General features: G+C 59.4%; 13 protein-coding genes. 6 read left to right on the top strand and 7 right to left on the bottom strand.

Annotation, left to right across the window (positions count from 1 at the left end; all coding sequences use genetic code 11):
* The first annotated feature begins 257 nt into the window (after nucleotides 1-257).
* On the top strand, nucleotides 258-446 hold the full coding sequence (locus tag AC0Z5Z_RS05520) for a hypothetical protein (RefSeq protein ID WP_041480969.1): 189 nt from the start codon (nucleotides 258-260) through the stop codon (nucleotides 444-446).
* Nucleotides 447-455: 9 nt separating this feature from the next.
* On the opposite strand, the gene AC0Z5Z_RS05515 is transcribed toward AC0Z5Z_RS05520, so the two are convergent.
* Nucleotides 456-833 (bottom strand): fe2+ zn2+ uptake regulation protein, encoded by a 378-nt coding sequence (locus AC0Z5Z_RS05515; RefSeq protein WP_041480968.1) that lies wholly within the window; start codon nucleotides 831-833, stop codon nucleotides 456-458.
* Nucleotides 834-1076: 243 nt separating this feature from the next.
* On the opposite strand from AC0Z5Z_RS05515, the gene pvdQ reads away from it, so the two are divergent.
* A complete protein-coding gene (pvdQ, locus tag AC0Z5Z_RS05510; RefSeq protein ID WP_485610827.1) occupies nucleotides 1077-3416 on the top strand; it encodes a bifunctional acylase PvdQ in 2340 nt (779 codons plus the stop codon).
* Between the two features lie 53 nt (nucleotides 3417-3469).
* On the opposite strand, the gene AC0Z5Z_RS05505 is transcribed toward pvdQ, so the two are convergent.
* Entirely contained in the window at nucleotides 3470-4471 is a 1002-nt protein-coding gene (locus tag AC0Z5Z_RS05505; protein WP_252880082.1) for a FecR family protein, read from the bottom strand.
* A gap of 153 nt (nucleotides 4472-4624) precedes the next feature.
* On the opposite strand from AC0Z5Z_RS05505, the gene AC0Z5Z_RS05500 reads away from it, so the two are divergent.
* Complete coding sequence (locus AC0Z5Z_RS05500) at nucleotides 4625-4894, top strand: PepSY domain-containing protein (RefSeq protein WP_095179971.1); 270 nt, start codon at nucleotides 4625-4627, stop codon at nucleotides 4892-4894.
* A gap of 70 nt (nucleotides 4895-4964) precedes the next feature.
* Here AC0Z5Z_RS05500 and AC0Z5Z_RS05495 read toward each other — a convergent pair whose 3' ends face one another.
* Nucleotides 4965-9812 (bottom strand): dermonecrotic toxin domain-containing protein, encoded by a 4848-nt coding sequence (locus AC0Z5Z_RS05495; RefSeq protein ID WP_485610826.1) that lies wholly within the window; start codon nucleotides 9810-9812, stop codon nucleotides 4965-4967.
* Nucleotides 9813-10045: 233 nt separating this feature from the next.
* Here AC0Z5Z_RS05495 and AC0Z5Z_RS05490 point away from each other — a divergent pair, with 233 nt between their 5' ends.
* Nucleotides 10046-11074: an Ldh family oxidoreductase gene (locus tag AC0Z5Z_RS05490; RefSeq protein WP_150635369.1), complete on the top strand. Its 1029-nt coding sequence runs from the start codon at nucleotides 10046-10048 to the stop codon at nucleotides 11072-11074.
* A gap of 202 nt (nucleotides 11075-11276) precedes the next feature.
* Here the strand turns inward: AC0Z5Z_RS05490 and AC0Z5Z_RS05485 are convergent, their stop codons facing one another.
* On the bottom strand, nucleotides 11277-11594 hold the full coding sequence (locus AC0Z5Z_RS05485) for an ElaB/YgaM/YqjD family protein (protein WP_016774661.1): 318 nt from the start codon (nucleotides 11592-11594) through the stop codon (nucleotides 11277-11279).
* Between the two features lie 154 nt (nucleotides 11595-11748).
* Between AC0Z5Z_RS05485 and AC0Z5Z_RS05480 the strand changes: the two genes are divergently transcribed.
* Nucleotides 11749-12003 carry a hypothetical protein gene (locus AC0Z5Z_RS05480; RefSeq protein ID WP_003224595.1) on the top strand — a complete coding sequence of 85 codons (255 nt, stop codon included), beginning with the start codon at nucleotides 11749-11751 and terminating at the stop codon, nucleotides 12001-12003.
* A 6-nt stretch (nucleotides 12004-12009) separates the two neighbouring features.
* Here AC0Z5Z_RS05480 and AC0Z5Z_RS05475 read toward each other — a convergent pair whose 3' ends face one another.
* Nucleotides 12010-12924 carry a LysR family transcriptional regulator gene (locus AC0Z5Z_RS05475; protein ID WP_485610825.1) on the bottom strand — a complete coding sequence of 305 codons (915 nt, stop codon included), beginning with the start codon at nucleotides 12922-12924 and terminating at the stop codon, nucleotides 12010-12012.
* An 84-nt stretch (nucleotides 12925-13008) separates the two neighbouring features.
* Here AC0Z5Z_RS05475 and AC0Z5Z_RS05470 point away from each other — a divergent pair, with 84 nt between their 5' ends.
* Nucleotides 13009-13932: a carbon-nitrogen hydrolase family protein gene (locus AC0Z5Z_RS05470; RefSeq protein WP_485610824.1), complete on the top strand. Its 924-nt coding sequence runs from the start codon at nucleotides 13009-13011 to the stop codon at nucleotides 13930-13932.
* A gap of 147 nt (nucleotides 13933-14079) precedes the next feature.
* On the opposite strand, the gene AC0Z5Z_RS05465 is transcribed toward AC0Z5Z_RS05470, so the two are convergent.
* Nucleotides 14080-14553, bottom strand: coding sequence for an LEA/WHy family protein (locus tag AC0Z5Z_RS05465; protein WP_056785875.1), 474 nt, complete (start codon nucleotides 14551-14553; stop codon nucleotides 14080-14082).
* A 66-nt stretch (nucleotides 14554-14619) separates the two neighbouring features.
* Nucleotides 14620-16086 carry a nucleobase:cation symporter-2 family protein gene (locus AC0Z5Z_RS05460; protein ID WP_353187703.1) on the bottom strand — a complete coding sequence of 489 codons (1467 nt, stop codon included), beginning with the start codon at nucleotides 16084-16086 and terminating at the stop codon, nucleotides 14620-14622.
* Nucleotides 16087-16192 lie beyond the last annotated feature (106 nt).

Raw genomic sequence — 16192 nt, 5'->3', positions numbered from 1 at the left:
TACGGCATGTTTAAAGGATTGGCGCGGCGTGAAACCTGTTTACCTGGCGGCCATTGCGGCGCAAACAACGATGCCCTCGTCAGTGCGGGCATTGATTGCGCCAGAGCAGGGAGGGCCATGCCTTAAGGTTGGGTTACCTTGCAGCCAAAAGTCTTCAGGGGCGGTAACATGAGCACCCGTTTGCCCCGGCGCATACCCGTAATCCGGGGAACGCTCGGCGTGCAACCGGCTACATTTCAATGTTTCAGGAAACCGCAATGACCCAGAAGCAACGCTTGATTTATTCGATTCTGATCGCTCTGTCGGTACTGGCGATCATGCTGGGCCTGTCCTGGCTGCAGAATGCCGGCATGATCACCGAGAAGACTTTCCAGTACGTGGCAATCGGCGTAGCGGTCGTGGTGGTCATCATCAACGGCGTGATGCGCCGCAAGGTCAAGCCCTGAAGGCGAGCCTCATTCGTGGTTGAGGACCGCTGCAGCCTGCGGGTGCAGGCTGTAACTCTTGTCGGCGTTGAAGGTGATCACGCCTTCGGCGCACAAGCGTTTAAGCACTTCTCGCACGCTGAGAAACGACAGCGGCACGTCCAGATCGAGCAACTGGCTATGTACGCCACGTACGCCCAGGCGACGATTGCTCTGTGCCGCCACGAGCAGCGCGTCGATGACTTTCAGGCGAATCAGGCTGGTGCGCAGGCCGAAACTCTTCAGTAGCACGCGAATACGCTCGTTGCCCGGGCGCTCGCCGCGCTGGGTGAAATTGCCAGAGTGCGAACTCATGGAAACGCCCTGTGGCGTCTGGCTACCGTCCGTTGGTAGTTGCGAGTTGTACATGCGATTACTCCTTTTCAGAGCCAGATCGGGAAAGGTTTTGTTGCGGTCTCTAAACAAGACGTTTCAGCGCGACAAATCATGAAAGAAAAGATGTAGAAATTTCGTCGCTAATTCGTCTCAGCCTTGTGATGACGGCATTGCCTCAATGGGCTACCCGCTAAATTTTTTCCCTCAGGTTCGTTTCTTCGACAGGCTCATTGCGCGTGGACGCAGGGGCAATCGACCTTTCGATCAGGAGCGAGCGTGATTATTTCCAGGCAACTTACCGGGCTGGCCCTCGCCAGCACCTTGTTCGGGCTGAGCCTGTCGGCCCATGCGCTGAGTCCATCGGCACAGACCAGCGCTGACATTCGCCGCACCAGTTTCGGCGTGCCGCACATTCGCGCCGACAACGAACGCGGTCTGGGTTTCGGCATCGGTTACGCCTACGCCCAGGACAATCTGTGCCTGCTGGCTAACGAGATCGTTACGGTCAATGGTCAGCGCTCCCAATATTTCGGCCCGGAGCAGTTGACTGTTGAACAACGGCAAAACCGCGTCAGTGATGTGTTCTTCACCTGGCTCAATACCCCTGAAGCGGTCGAAACCTTCTGGCAGGCGCAACCGACGCAGGTCCGCGACCTGGTCGAGGGATATGCCGCCGGTTACAACCGCTATCTGGCTGAACGCCGTCAGCAAGGGTTGCCGCAGCAATGCCAGGGCGAGTGGGTACGTGACATCAGCGCCGAGGATCTGGTCAAACTGACGCGGCGCCTGTTGGTTGAAGGTGGGGTGGGGCAGTTCGCCGAAGCCCTTGCTGGCGCGACGCCGCCGCAAGCGACCGCGCAGGTGAAGCACGACACCGAGGCGTTCCAGTTGGCCGACGCGCGTCAGCAACGTTTTGCTCTGGATCGCGGTAGCAACGCTGTGGCGGTCGGCAGCGAGCGCTCGTTCAATGGCCGTGGCATGTTGCTGGCCAACCCGCATTTCCCATGGGTCGGGGGGATGCGCTTTTATCAGATGCACCTGACCATCCCCGGCAAGCTTGATGTGATGGGCGCCGCTTTGCCGGGATTGCCGATGATCAATATCGGTTTCAACCAGCATCTGGCCTGGACCCACACCGTCGATTCGTCGAAACACTTCACCTTGTATCGCCTGCAACTTGATCCAAAGGATCCGACTCGATATTTGCTCGATGGCAAGTCGCTGCCACTGAACAAACAGACGGTTACCGTGCAGGTCAAGCAGGCTGACGGACAGGTCGTAGCGGTTGCGCGCGACATCTACAGCTCGCAGTTCGGCCCGATCGTGCAATGGCCGGGCAAGCTCGACTGGGACAGGCAATATGCCTACAGCTTGCGCGATGCCAACCTCGACAACGACCGCGTGCTCGAACAGTGGTATGCGATGAACCAGGCCAGCAATCTCAAGGATCTGCAAGACGCGGTGCACAAGATCCAGGGCATTCCGTGGGTCAACACCCTGGCAGTGGATGACAAGGGCCAGACGCTGTACATGAACCTGTCGGTGGTACCGAACGTCAGCGCGGAAAAACTGGCCAAGTGCAGCGACCCACGCCTCGGTCTGCGCATGATCGTACTGGACGGTTCCAACAGCGGCTGCGCCTGGGATATCGATCCGCACGCGGCGCAGAAGGGCATCTTCGCTTCCAGCCAGTTGCCGCAATTGCTGCGCAGGGATTTCGTTCAGCACTCCAATGATTCGGCATGGCTGGCCAACCCGGCTCAACCGCTCACCGGCTATTCACCGCTGATCAGTCAGGAAGGACAACCGCTGGGCCTGCGCTCACGATTCGCGCTTGATCGTTTGGCTGAACTGAGCAAGAAAGGCCCGCTGGCAGTCAAGGATCTGCAGCACATGGTCATGGACGATCAGGTCTATCTGGCCGCGCAGGTCATGCCCGATCTGCGGAAGTTCTGCGGCGCCGATCTGGGCAGCGATGCCGCGACACTCAAGTCTGCGTGCGCCAGCCTCAAAGCCTGGGACGGCCGCGCAAATCTGGATTCCGGGCTCGGTCTGGTGCATTTTCAGAACATCATGCAGGCGCTGCTTGAATCAGCGGATATCTGGCGTGTTGCATTCAATCCGGCAGATGCGCAACACACTCCTCGCGGCCTGGCAGTCGAACAACCTGCCGTCGCCAAAGCACTGCGTGAAGCGATGCTCGCGTCGGTTGAGCGGGTCGCAAAAATGGGCCTGAAACCCGACACGCGCTGGGGTGATGTCCAGGTGGTCAGCAGCGGCGGGCAGCAAACGCCGATTCATGGCGGGCCGGGGACGCTGGGCATCTACAACGCGATGCAAAGCGTGCCCCGCGAAGACGGCAAACTTGAAGTGGTCAGCGGCACCAGCTATCTGCAAGTTGTGAGCTTCGATGAAAAAGGCCCGCACGCCCAAGGGCTGCTGGCGTTCTCGTTATCCAGTGATCCGATGTCGAAATACTCGCGGGATCAGACTGCTGCATTTTCGAAGAAGCAGTGGAGTGTTCTGCCGTTCACCGAACAGCAGATCCAGGCGGATCCGCAATATCAGGTGCAGACGATCAAGCAGGATCAGGCAGGGAAGGTGGCAGCGCAGTAAAACAGTCACAGCTCGAAACAAACGAAGGCCGCCTCCCGCAAGGGACGCGGCCTTCAGCTTTTCGGCGGGCGTTGCGGCATCGAATTGATTACCGGGTTGCCTTCCTTGTTGCGCGTCAAATAGACCGGCAGCACTTTCGGCAGGCTGTTGGCGAGGTGGTTCATCTCTTTGATGTTGTAGACGCCGCCCACGCGGATCGCGCCGGTACTGGTGTCGGCCAGCATCAACGGCTTGTCGAGGTAACGGTTGATCAGCGGCAGGGCGTCGTGCAGCGCGAGGTTGTCGAGCACCAAACGGCCGCTGCGCCAGGCCAGCGAAGTATCGCCAGGGTAGGTCTGACTGATTTGCGGCGCGTAATCGCCATGCCGGTAGCGCGCCTGCATCGAGGGACTGAGGCGCAGACCGTCGCCAGGCAAGTCGCGATTGCTGCTGACCAGCACCGAACCTTCGATCAGATTGACCCGCACCTGATCTTCGTACATCCACACATTGAACCGCGTACCGGTCACGCGGATCTTGCCGTCGCCGGCGCGAACCACGAACGGATGAGACGCGTCATGGCTGACATTAAAAAACGCCTCGCCCTTGTTCAGGGTGACGCGACGTTCATATTTGTAATTGCTGAAGCTCAGGTCCGTGTGCAGGTTGAGTTCGAGCTGGCTACCGTCACTCAGGGTGATCTGACGCACACTGTCGGTGGCGGCGTAATGCTGATAACTGTTGGGCACCCAGCCCAGACTCCAGCCGCTGTAGGCCGCGAGTGGCAAGGCGAGGGCGCAGGCGCCAGCAATGACCGCGAACTTGCGCCACGAACGCGAAGGCTTGCGCTGCGCGGCGAGTGCCTCGGGCTCGGTTCGAGGCAGATCTCCGGCGACTTCCCAGATCTCTTGCATGGCTTCGTATTCGAAGGCATGCAAAGGATGTGCAGCGTGCCAGGTCTCAAATGCGCGACGCTCCTCGTCCGTGCAGTCAGCGGCGTGCAGACGCATGCACCAGTGCGCGGCGGCATCGGTGATCGCATCGTATTCGGCTTCCGAGAGAGTGTCTTGGGTCATTGACTCGTCCTGATTTCGCTCATTCTAACCTCGCCGGCAGGCTGCCGAGAACATCCGTCATGGCATTTACCCATCAACGTGGAACTTATTTTTCCCTGTGGCGCCCAAAAAAACAGGAAGCAACTGCCTACTATCCATAAATGGAGTGAAAAAATGATCAAAAAGACATTCGCAGCCCTGATCGCCACTGCTGGTTTGCTCGGTGCCGGTGCCGCTCTGGCGGACAAGCCCGGCGCAGGCTGGATCACCATCGAAAAAGCCATCGAGGTCGCCAAGACCAAAGCCGGCTATGTCGAAGTCTATGAGATCGGCGCCGATAATGATGGCTACTGGGAAGGCAAAGGGCGCAAGGCCGATGGCACCGCCTACGAGTTCCGCATCGACGGCGCCTCGGGCAATGTGCTGCGCGAACAGAAGGACTAACCGACCGTAATCACTTTTGATTCTGGTCATGAGCAATGCGCTGGCGTTACGCCGGCGCATTTTTTTGTCGTCACGCCAGCGCTTGCGAGGATCCTGCCTGATCTGCAACCGGCGCCGGTAGCGGCATGGGCGCGGGAAGCGGGTCGAGCTGGCGGCCCAGTTCGCTGATGAGCAAGGCGATCGAGTCGGCGTTGGCGAGCATCACGTCGACCCGCGCATCTGCTGAAACAGGACTGCGAAACGCTCGGCGCGCGTCTGCAAGGTTTGTGGTTTTGGTAAGGCTGAGGATTTTCAGGTAATCCGCGGCATGCGTCGGCATTTTGTCCAGATCGGTCCAGACGTGGTTATCGGATTTCACCGCAAACAGGTGCGAGAGATTGCCGTAGCGCGACAATAACCTGCGATAACGTTCAAGCGAGTCCTTGGCCGCTTGCCCCTCTGCCGTCGTCGTGTCGATAAGGTCGAGATAAGGCCCCATGGCCTGGATCGTCACCAGATCTTCGCTGTCGCAAACCAGATGCGAGAGTTCATGGATAATCGTTACCGCGCGTGCGTGTGAATCAACATTGAATCGAGGAGGCAGATGGGCGGTGTATTTGTCCATTCTGGGATTGAAAAAAACCTCGGTGAGATGAATTATTTTTTGTTTGTCCTGTTTGAAAACGAAGGCAACGGTATTAGCGCTGCCAGGCCCATTCAGACCAGTAAAGAAGCGCTCGGTGTAGAGCAAATCATCTTTTGGGTTCGTCAATTCCTGGCAGACAGGAATTATCACTTTCTCGAGTTTTGTGAGCAGCAAGGGCGTTACCTCTTGCACCTCGAAGAACTCCTTCAAAACCCTCTCCAGCCGTGTGCCCGCAGGGTGGCTGCGCTGTGTAACGTAGTTATGCAGGCAGTTGACTGCGTATTCTCTTGCACGGTTTACGGCTTGCTGTATCACGAACGCCCTGGCCGGATAGCGACGGTGGATCTGGGCCATGCCTCTGGCCTGGATATACATTTCTATTGAGCGGTTCTCCTCGACTTCATGTTGAGCAGGGTCACGACGTTTTGATCGGCAGCGATGAACCGGCTGGCTGGCGCTTGCAACAACCAGACGGGCATTTTTCTCTTCGAGTGCCGGCCCCTGACTGCCGTCTTTTTTGCGCAAATACCAGTTTTTTTCGAGCTGGACTGCCGGATACACCTTGCCGGCAATGGCGGCGTATTTTTGCGTCGTTGACGAATCCCCATAGACCAGCTTATTGGCATCAAGCTTGAGGGATTCCAGCGCCGTACTGCTTTCAAAGGGCTGCAAATCAATCCGAGCGGGCGTGACGGGCGACACCTTTGCCCAGCGAGAGGAGACTTGCACCGTTGTGGCTGTACCCGCAGGTGCTTGCGCCTCTGCGGCGAATTCGGAGCCGGCCGTTTCTGCCTCGCTTTCCCATGACAGACGTCCCAGGCTGAAGAGGGTAATCGCCCCTGCGATGAAGCTTTTCAGGGCATTTGCCCAGTGGTGATCCTGAAGGCCTTCGGCGGACGCCTTGAAGTCCTGGTAGCTTCGCCACAGAAAAAAACCGGACGCGAGTTTGCCCGGTAGCAAATGTGGCACCAGGCGCACGCCGTGGCTGAAGAGAAACTTCACCGCTTCCCAATCCGCTTGGCCATTGATCTGTGGCTGGCTGCGCAACAGTTGCGGCAGAAGGCTCAGAGTGTCCTGGTGAAACCGCTCGAGCACGTTGCCATTGATGGGCGCGCCATGAAGAGTGATTTCACTGTCTTTGCCGATCGTTGTTTTCAACAGACTCTTGAATATCGCCTGCTGAGCCTCAGGCAGACGCCGGATAATCAAATCCTGGAAGTGCCCGGGGGTATTCAGTGCCTCGATCAGCTGCGCTTCGTTTTCGAATTCGCGAAACACATACCTGGAGTAAGGCGCATAGAGGACCCGGGGGCCTGTTTGCCCTGCGCCCGGACCGAAGACATACAAACCGAGTGTGTCGACGCAATCAGCGCCTGGGGTCTTGATCAACGATAGCGGACAGGCGATGGCATGAACGCCCTCGACCGCAGCGCGCGCTATCGCGTCCGGCATGTCGAGGACCTGGCAAATGTAGTCATAGCCGGTATCCGAGAGCTGTTGTTGCAATTTCATCGAGTGGGCGTGTTGCATCAATTGCCAAGGTAACTGGCGCAAAAACCGTTCTTTGCTGGTGCGAGCAGACGGGCTGTCGGCTGACAGCGCTTCGGTGACTTTCGCGGTGTAGGTGGTAGCAACATCAAGAGATTGCAGTAATTGCCGTACCGCGGCCTGGGCAAACTCTTTTGGTAAGGCTGTGGCCGTTGTCGAGGCGACTTTGAAACCGCTGCCCTGCACGACGTTGTAGTGATGCAAGGCAAATTCCAGCAAGTTGCAGGCAGGGCCGGCCAATATCAGATTGGGGGTGATCCGGATGTCCTGTGGCTTGAGCCCGTTGCCTGGAAAGCGGGCATCGAGCAGGGTTTTGAGGGTCTGCTCGATATGAGTGGCCAGCGCCGGGACCTCATCGAGGAAATCCTTGCCATCGATGAACGCATGCCGCAGTTCATCCAGCAGCGCGAGTTGCGTGCGTTGCTCCGTCGCCGAGGCCATACGCAACCAGTCGGGGTAATCCAGATGACGCGAAAGGGTGCGTGCAAGATCGATCGCGCGTCGCAGGTTGGTATCGATGACAGCATTCTTCATTTCATCAAGGAAGCTCGCCAATGTCTTTGGCTCCTTGATGCAAACTCGCAGCAGTTCACATTCCGCCAGGAACTGTTCAATGGCAGATTGCATGCGGTCTCGGGAGACACTGCCATTAATCAATTGAAACTCGCCCAGGGTGTATTGCTGGTCCAGTTTGTGCTGCGCCTTTGGCAGATTTTCCAGCAGCGTGTGGCTCTGATTGTTGTCGTCCAGCCGTTGCTGCAATTGCTTTTGCGCATTGGCGATGTCGTCAAACAGCTCCAGGCCCAGGGCCGGTGTCCAGAGGATGGCGCGCCCGGAATGTTTCACGTCCATGCCGCCGCGCTCGGTCAGCAGCACGCAGTGAGCGAGCGGCAGCGCAGCGTTGGGCTCGGCCCCGTTGAGGGTCAGTGACCAGGCATCGGGGCGGAAACCATTGAGTGACTGGCGGTCCCTGCGTGTCGGGTGCCTGGAATCGAACACGGTGTCGACGATCTTTCGTTCCGCCTCCAGCCATGACCCGCTGAGGCTGCGCAGGTACGCCTCACCACGCAGGCCGTCTTCGAATGCCTGGGCCAGTTTCCACAGAATGCCTTCGAGAAAGACGCGCTGTTCTGCGGCGTGCGCGGTCGGCTGGTCTTTGAAGTGGCTGGTCAGATTATCCAGCGTCCGTCCCAGAAGTGCCGCCTGCTGCGCAGCCTTGTCTGCCTGCACGAGTGACGATGGCGGTGTACTGGTAAACAACGGTCGGGTACTCCAGCGCTGATTGACGTCGAGCTTGAGCAGCCGTTCATGAATCATTGAGCGGATATCCAGCGCCTTGTCGAAGAGCGCATGGATGTCAGTGGTGCGCTCGCTCTGACGAAAACGCTGCAGAACGAATTCAACGTTCTGACGTTGCTTGGTGATGATGGCCTCGAACAGCGTCGTCATGATCTCACCGCCAATGTTTTCCCCGGATACCTGCGCGTTAGCGAAGCCAAGGTAACGATTGCGCTCTTGCAGATTCATCAGCCCGTAGAGTTCGTCTTCGTGTCCGGCAGCCCGCATTTTCGCGGTCAGTGTCTGTTTGAGATCCGCGTAGTCGGCGAGTACCTGCAGGCCCTGGCTGGGCGTATAGAGATAAGCCTTGTCGTGATTGATCATCAGCGAACCGGCCAGCTCGACACAGGCTGTTTCTTCGCTCAGGCACACGGTTTCGAACGTTGGCCGCCGTACCGCAACGGTTGGCTCACGTACCAGGCTGTGCAGGGCGTTGAACTCGCCGGCGGTGAGGATCTGCGTTTCGCGCTTGATCATCAGATCCGCGCGCGCCTGATCCTGCACCGTCTGGCTGAAGAAAGTACGTCTGGGCGAGCCTTCGAATGAGGCGCCGTTCCAAAACACCTCAAGCTGTCGAAACAACAGCATGGTCAGTTTTCCCGACGCCGACTTGATCGCATTGGTCCAGGCAGACTGATCGTCTTCGCGTACCGAACGGGCGGGATGGGTGAATTCTACGACCTGACCGTGGGGCCAGCCCTGACGGTGAAAGTGCACCAACAGCGCCTCAGTCAGCGACAGCGAGTCGACCCACTGTTTCCCATCCGAAGAAGTCACCGAATAGAAACCGACCCGGGTAAGCGATTGTTGCACCGCGCCAAAATGCGCTTCGAGCAGTTCGTCGAGAATCTTTTCCAGCAGCGTTGCAAGGGATGGCAGGCGTTTAAGCTCGTCCAGCAGGTCACGGGCGCACCTCTCCAGAGAGTCGCCGATTGCCAATTGCTGGTCCTCGAACACATCACCTTCGATGGTTTCGCAAGTCAGAGTGATACTGCGTTTTTCCACCAGTTCCTTGCGCAATGAAACCGAGAGGAAAGCCAGCAGATCATCGTTTTCCCTGGCGTTGTCGAGGCGTTTCTGCAGGGCATCAGTCAGGGCTTGCCGGTCAGCGAATTTTTTCAGGCCATCGTAGGGCGTATAGAGAAACACGCCGTTGTCATCCGGCCCGGCGCTGAGTATGAAGCTGCCTGCCAGCGGCACGGCCAGTTGCTTGTCGGCGTTGAGCAGGATGCGTTCGGCCAGCATTGGCGGTGTTTGCTTGTTGCGCAGCGATTGCGTAGCGAGTTGCGCATGTGCAAGCCAGTCGAAGTCTTTGCTGTTGAGACCGTGTGCCGGACCGAGGTCAGCGTGCAGGCCGGGTGAATCGAATATCACTGGAAACAACAGCGGGGCAGTCGGGATGGACATCATTGCAACTCTGAACAGGGCGCCATTGGGCTGGAACTCAACAGTAAATGCGCAGAGTGGAGCACTTGCGGTAGACAGTTACCGCACGTGCCGAGATCAAAATGTGCATCAGGGCGCGCCAACCGATGGCAATGAATCGAAGGGTTGACAGCTGGCAGCTCGGACAGGGTTAATCGGTGGGCAAAATCGACCGTACGCTGTTGTTCCCTCCAATAATCATTCTGGAGCTTCAGATGTCTGCGCCACACGATCATGGCTCGTCCACAGTGTCCCTCGAAGCACTGACGCAACTGCTTGAAACGATTTTTCTGCGCCACGGCACCTCCAGCGAAGTCGCACGGGTACTCGCCGTCAACTGCGCCAACGCCGAACGCGACGGCGCTCACAGTCATGGCGTGTTTCGCATCCCCGGTTATGTCTCGACGCTGAAAAGCGGCTGGGTCAATGGCCATGCCGTGCCACAGGTTGAAGATGTCGCGCCGGGGTTTGTCCGGGTTGACGCTGGCAACGGTTTTGCCCAGCCAGCGTTGGCAGCGGCCCGACCCTTGCTGATCGAGAAGGCGCGTCATGCCGGCATCGCGGTGCTGGCGATTCGCAACTCGCATCATTTCGCCGCTTTGTGGCCGGATGTCGAGCCCTTCGCCGACGAAGGTCTGGTGGCGCTGAGCGTGGTCAACAGCATGACCTGCGTGGTGCCCCATGGCGCTGATCGGCCATTGTTCGGTACCAATCCGATTGCCTTCGCCGCGCCAAGGGCCAACGCCGCGCCGATTGTGTTCGACCTTGCCACCAGCGCCATCGCCCATGGCGATGTGCAAATTGCAGCGCGCAAAGGTGAAAAACTCCCGGCCGGCATGGGCGTCGACAGCCTCGGCCAGCCGACCCAGGACCCCAAAGCGGTTCTCGAAGGCGGCGCCTTGTTGCCGTTCGGCGGGCACAAAGGCTCGGCGCTGTCGATGATGGTCGAGTTGCTGGCGGCGGCATTGACCGGCGGCAATTTCTCATTCGAGTTTGACTGGTCCAACCATCCCGGCGCGAAAACGCCATGGACCGGCCAGCTGTTGATCGTCATCGACCCGAGCAAAGCGGCGGGGCAGAGCTTTGCCCAGCGCAGCGAGGAATTGGTACGGCAGATGCACGGGGTCGGGCTCAAGCGCCTGCCGGGGGATCGCCGGCATTTGCAGCGCAGTCGTTCAATGGCGCAAGGGATCGTACTGGATGAGCAGACGCTGGGGCAGCTGCGGGAGTTGGCGGGGGAGTGAGTCTTTTGTTGTTCTGACGATTGCAGTGACAAGGTCAAAAGCCCCTCACCCTAGCCCTCTCCCGGGGGGAGAGGGGACTGACCGCGTGGTTTGGGCGAGGTACGCCGACTTGGGATACCGAGGTGAATTCAGTAATGGAAAAGCAAAGCGGTGGGCATAAAAAAAGCGAACCCTGAGGTTCGCCTTTTTCTGTGCGCCTGACTCAGCGACGGCCGAGCAGCAGGCCCACCACCAGGCCGAAACCGGCGGAGATCGCCACGGTTTGCCAAGGGTGACCACCGATGTAGTTTTCGGTGGCTTCGACGGCGGGTTTGGTGCGATCGCGCACGCTGGACACCGAATCCAGTGCCAGCTGCAGTTTCTGGGCGATTTGTGCACGCAGCGTTTCTGCTTCTTCGCCGACCAGTGAAGCGCTGCTCTTGAGCAGTTTGTCCGATTCTTCGATCAGAGCCTGAAGCTCGCTGAAAGCTTGATCCTTGATTTGCTCTTCGGCAGCTTGCGAGGCGGTTTTACGGGCCATTGGGTGACTCCTTGCAGGTGAATGGACAGTGACCAATGGAGTGTAGCGGCAGGCGAAAAGTTGCATGTCATTCGCGGAGAAGGGAAAAACCTGCACCGGAGATTTCCATCGAGCGTGTAAGATGTCGCCATTTTACGCAGCAGGATAAATCCCCATGAGTTTCAATCTGGCCGACAAATCCCTCGCAGAGCGCGCAGCGCTGGAAGATGAGAAATCCCGTCTGTTCGAACTCTGGCAGAACAATCTGGGCAAAGCCAAAGGCGAAGCCGCGCGCTTGTTCGGGGAGCGCTCCAAGCGCAAGGGCAAATGGGCCGAGTGGGTCCGCGCCGAACTGGACGGCATGTCGCCGCCGGAGTTCGCCAACATGGTGCGCAGTGAAGTCAATCGCCTGATGGCGGCGAACAAATAATCCGCTTCACGCCTGGCTGAACTTGGTGGCAATCGCCTCGCGAACCTTGACCAGCACCGGATCGATCTGCGTGCTGGTGCGCCAGCCCAGTTCCACCGGATAGCGCGGTAAAGCCAGAGGGCAGGGCAGCAACGCCAGCCCGCTCAGCGTCGCGATGCTTGCGGCGGCATGGGCCGGGATGGTCGCCACCGCCTGACTGCCCTTGAGCAGAAAGGGCAGCGCGGCGAAATGCGTGGTCGACGCGCAGACTCGCCGGCTCAAACCCACTGCCGCCAATCCCTCATCGGTAATGCCGATAAAGCCGCCCGACGACACCAGAATGTGCTCGCGTTCAACGAACTCTTGCAACGCGATCTGCTGTTGGCCTGGCGCGAGACTGGCCGGGTCGACCAGACACGCATAGCCGCCTTCCCCCAACACCTGACGACTGAGCAGGCGCTCGGAAAAGCCGCCGGCAGTGATCGCCAGGTCGATGCTGCGTTCCATCAGCGCGCGGGCAACGATCTGGCTGTGGGTCTGGCGAAATATCAACCGCAGCTTCGGCGCACGGCGGGCGATTTCCTCGATCAAGTGGCGCCCGTAGGCAATTTCAAAATCATCTGACAGACCGATCGCCACCGAACGTCCTTCGTATTGATTGGCCGCCGGATCGAGCATGGCCAGACTTTGCCGGCATTTGTTGAGCGCATCGCTGATCACCGGTTTCAGCTGATTGGCTTGCAGGGTCGGCGCCAGTCCGCGGCCGGTGCGCACGAACAACTGATCGCCATACACCTCACGCAAGCGGCGCAATGCCGCGCTGACTGCCGATTGCGTTACGCCCAGGCGCAGGGCGGCGCGACTGGCACTGGATTCGTCGTGCAGTGCTTCGAAGACTTTCAGCAGGTTGAGGTCAATGTCGGCGATATTCATTTGGCTCATATCATTCAGCAGTCGGCAGGGCTTTATTCATGATCGCGTGACGCTGGAGAATCGGCAACACCTGAACCTGAAGGAGTAAACACGATGGCCAAATCCATAGTGGCGGCGTTGCAGATCGGTGCATTGCCCGGCGGCAAAGGCGAAACCCTTGAACAGATCCTTGCTTGGGAAGACGCAATCCGCGAATCCGGCGCCGCGTTGGTGGTGATGCCGGAAGCCTTGCTCGGTGGCTACCCGAAAGGCGAGGGCTTCGGCACCCAATTAGGCTACCGACTGCCCGAGGGGCGTGAGGCGTTCGCGCGGTATTTTGCCAACGCCATCGATGTGCCCGGCGCCGAAACCGACGCGCTGGCCGGATTGTCAGCGCGCACCGGGGCCAATCTGGTGATCGGCGTGATCGAGCGCGCTGGCAGCACGTTGTATTGCACGGTGCTGTATTTCGATCCGCAGGCCGGGCTGCTCGGCAAACACCGCAAGCTCATGCCCACCGGCACCGAGCGACTGATCTGGGGCAAGGGTGATGGCTCGACGCTGCCGGTGTTCGACACCCAGGTCGGCAAGCTTGGCGCCGTGGTCTGCTGGGAAAACATGATGCCGCTGCTGCGCACGGCGATGTATGCCAAAGGCGTTGAGGTCTGGTGCGCGCCGACCGTGGACGAGCGCGAAATGTGGCAGGTCAGCATGCGCCACATCGCCCATGAAGGCCGCTGCTTTGTGGTCAGCGCCTGTCAGGTGCAGGCCTCGCCGGATGATTTGGGTGTGGAGATTGCCAATTGGCCGGGTGATCGCCCGTTGATCGCCGGTGGCAGCGTGATCGTCGGTCCGATGGGCGATGTGCTGGCGGGGCCGTTGCGCGGGGAAGCGGGCTTGCTCACGGCGCAGATCGACACCGATGAACTGATCCGTGCGCGGTACGACTACGATGTGGTCGGCCACTACGCGCGGCCGGATGTCTTCGAGTTGACCGTTGATGAGCGTGCGAAGCCGGGGGTGCGGTTCCACTGCTGACCTTGAAACTTGCAGAGAACCTGTGGGAGCGAGCCTGCTCGCGAAGACGTAGGCAGCATGAGCGTCGTAGTCGCCTGAAACACTGCCTTCGCGAGCAGGCTCGCTCCCACAGGGGTTGTGTGTTGTTCTGCCGATTGAGACCGCTGACTACCAGGTCGCCGCGCTCGCCTTGGGCAGGCTCAACTTGCCGCTGTCGGTAAAGCGCATCGTGCCAAACAACCCGCCCGCCAGTTTGCCGCGCAGCACGTAGGGCAGATTATCGAGGCTTTGCGTCTGGCTCAGCCCCAATGTCTGGCGCAGCACCGAGAACGCCGAGACGCTGACCGGCACCGTGACAATGGCTTCAGAGAAACGCGGGATCGAGCCGCTCTGATCGCTCACACCGGACGCCAGCGAATGACCATTGACCTCCAGATCCAGCGCGATGCCGTTGTAATCGATCGCCGTTTCATTGGGGTTCTGTACGCGCAGCTTGATCGCGAAGCGTACTTCCAGTTCCTGGCTGGGTAACGGTTCGAGGCCGACCACGTTGATGTTCACCGGATCGCGGTTGGGAAACAGTGCGCAGGCGCTGAGCGACAACAGCACAAGCGACAGGATGACGGCGTGGACGCGGCGCATAAAAATCTCTCGACAAAAAAAGGGCTGAACCGTCGCCGGTGCAGCCCTTTTTTTCGAGGCGTGACGTCAACGGTTCAACTGTGCGACAGCCGCCGTTTGGCCGGGTTCACCTTTGGCGGCGACGTCGGGGTTTTCCATGACCTGCAGAATCGACGCTTCCGGGTCGAAATCATCTTCTTCCAGCTCGATGAATTCTTCCGGCAGGAAGATGTTCAGCACGATAGCGCACAACGCACCGACAGTGATTGGCGATTCGAAGATGTTGCGCAGCGCTTGCGGCAGTTCGCGCAGGACTTCCGGCACCGCCGCGATGCCCAGGCCCATGCCCAGCGAGATCGCCACGATCAGCATGTTGCGTCGATGCAGGCCGGCCTCGGCGAGGATCTTGATTCCGGCCACGGCGACGGTGCCGAACATCACCAGCTCAGCGCCGCCCAGCACCGGTTTCGGCATCAGTTGCAGCACCGCGCCGATCATCGGGAACAAACCGAGCAACACCAGCAGCCCGGCGATGAAAAACGCCACGTAGCGGCTGGCCACGCCGGTCAACTGGATCACGCCGTTGTTCTGCGCAAAGGTCACCATCGGCATGCTGTTGAACACTGCCGCCATGGCCGAGTTGAGACCATCGGCGAGCAGGCCGGATTTGATCCGGCGGATGTACAACGGGCCTTTCACCGGTTGCCGGGAGATCATCGAGTTGGCGGTCAGGTCACCGGCCGCTTCCAGCGGCGACACGAGGAAAATCACCGCCACCGGCACGAACGCCACCCAATCGAAGTTGAAACCGTACTTGAACGGCACCGGCACGCTGACCAGCGGCACTTCGGGCATCGAAGCGAAATCCACCGTGCCCATCAGCCATGCCACCACGTAGCCGAGCGTCAGGCCGATGACGATCGCGCCCAGCCGCAGAAACGGCACGTCGACTCGGTTCAGCACAACGATGGTGCCGATCACCAGCGCCGCCAGAAACACATGGCTGGCCGCGCCGAGATCAGGCGCCCCGAAGCCGCCGGCGATGTCGGTCATCGCCACTTTGATCAGCGACAGGCCCATCAGCGTGATGATCGTGCCGGTCACCACCGGCGTGATCAGCATGCGCAGTTTGCCGATGAACTGGCTGAGCACCACTTCAATGAACGCAGCGAAGAAGCACACGCCGAAGATGGTCGAGAGGATTTCGTCAGTGCCACCGCCGCGCGCCTTGACCATGAATCCGGCGCTGAGAATCACGCTGATAAAGGAAAAACTGGTGCCTTGCAGACACAGCAGACCCGACCCCACCGGGCCGAAGCGCTTGGCCTGGACAAAGGTGCCAAGGCCGGAGACGAACAGCGCCATGCTGATCAGGTAGGGGATTTCACTGTGCAGACCGAGGGCGCCGCCCATGATCAGGGTCGGGGTGATGATGCCGACGAAACTCGCCAGCACGTGCTGCAACGCGGCGAACACCGTGGCGGTCAGGTGCGGACGGTCGTTGAGGCCGTAGATCAGGTCGTTGTTGCGCGGGGTTTTGTCAGAGGCGGTCATGGTGATGTGCGCGCCGCAAGGCGGGGCCGGGTCAGAAAATGGGTGCGCAGAATGCCGGAAGAGGGCGGCGAGGGCAACGAGCAATAACTGCCTGAAAGGTCAGGTT

This window comes from Pseudomonas sp. 1L-E-NC-VB-C3 (assembly GCF_057291535.1).
Note: the sequence above shows the minus strand (reverse complement) of the source record. Positions and strands in the feature narration are given on the sequence as shown.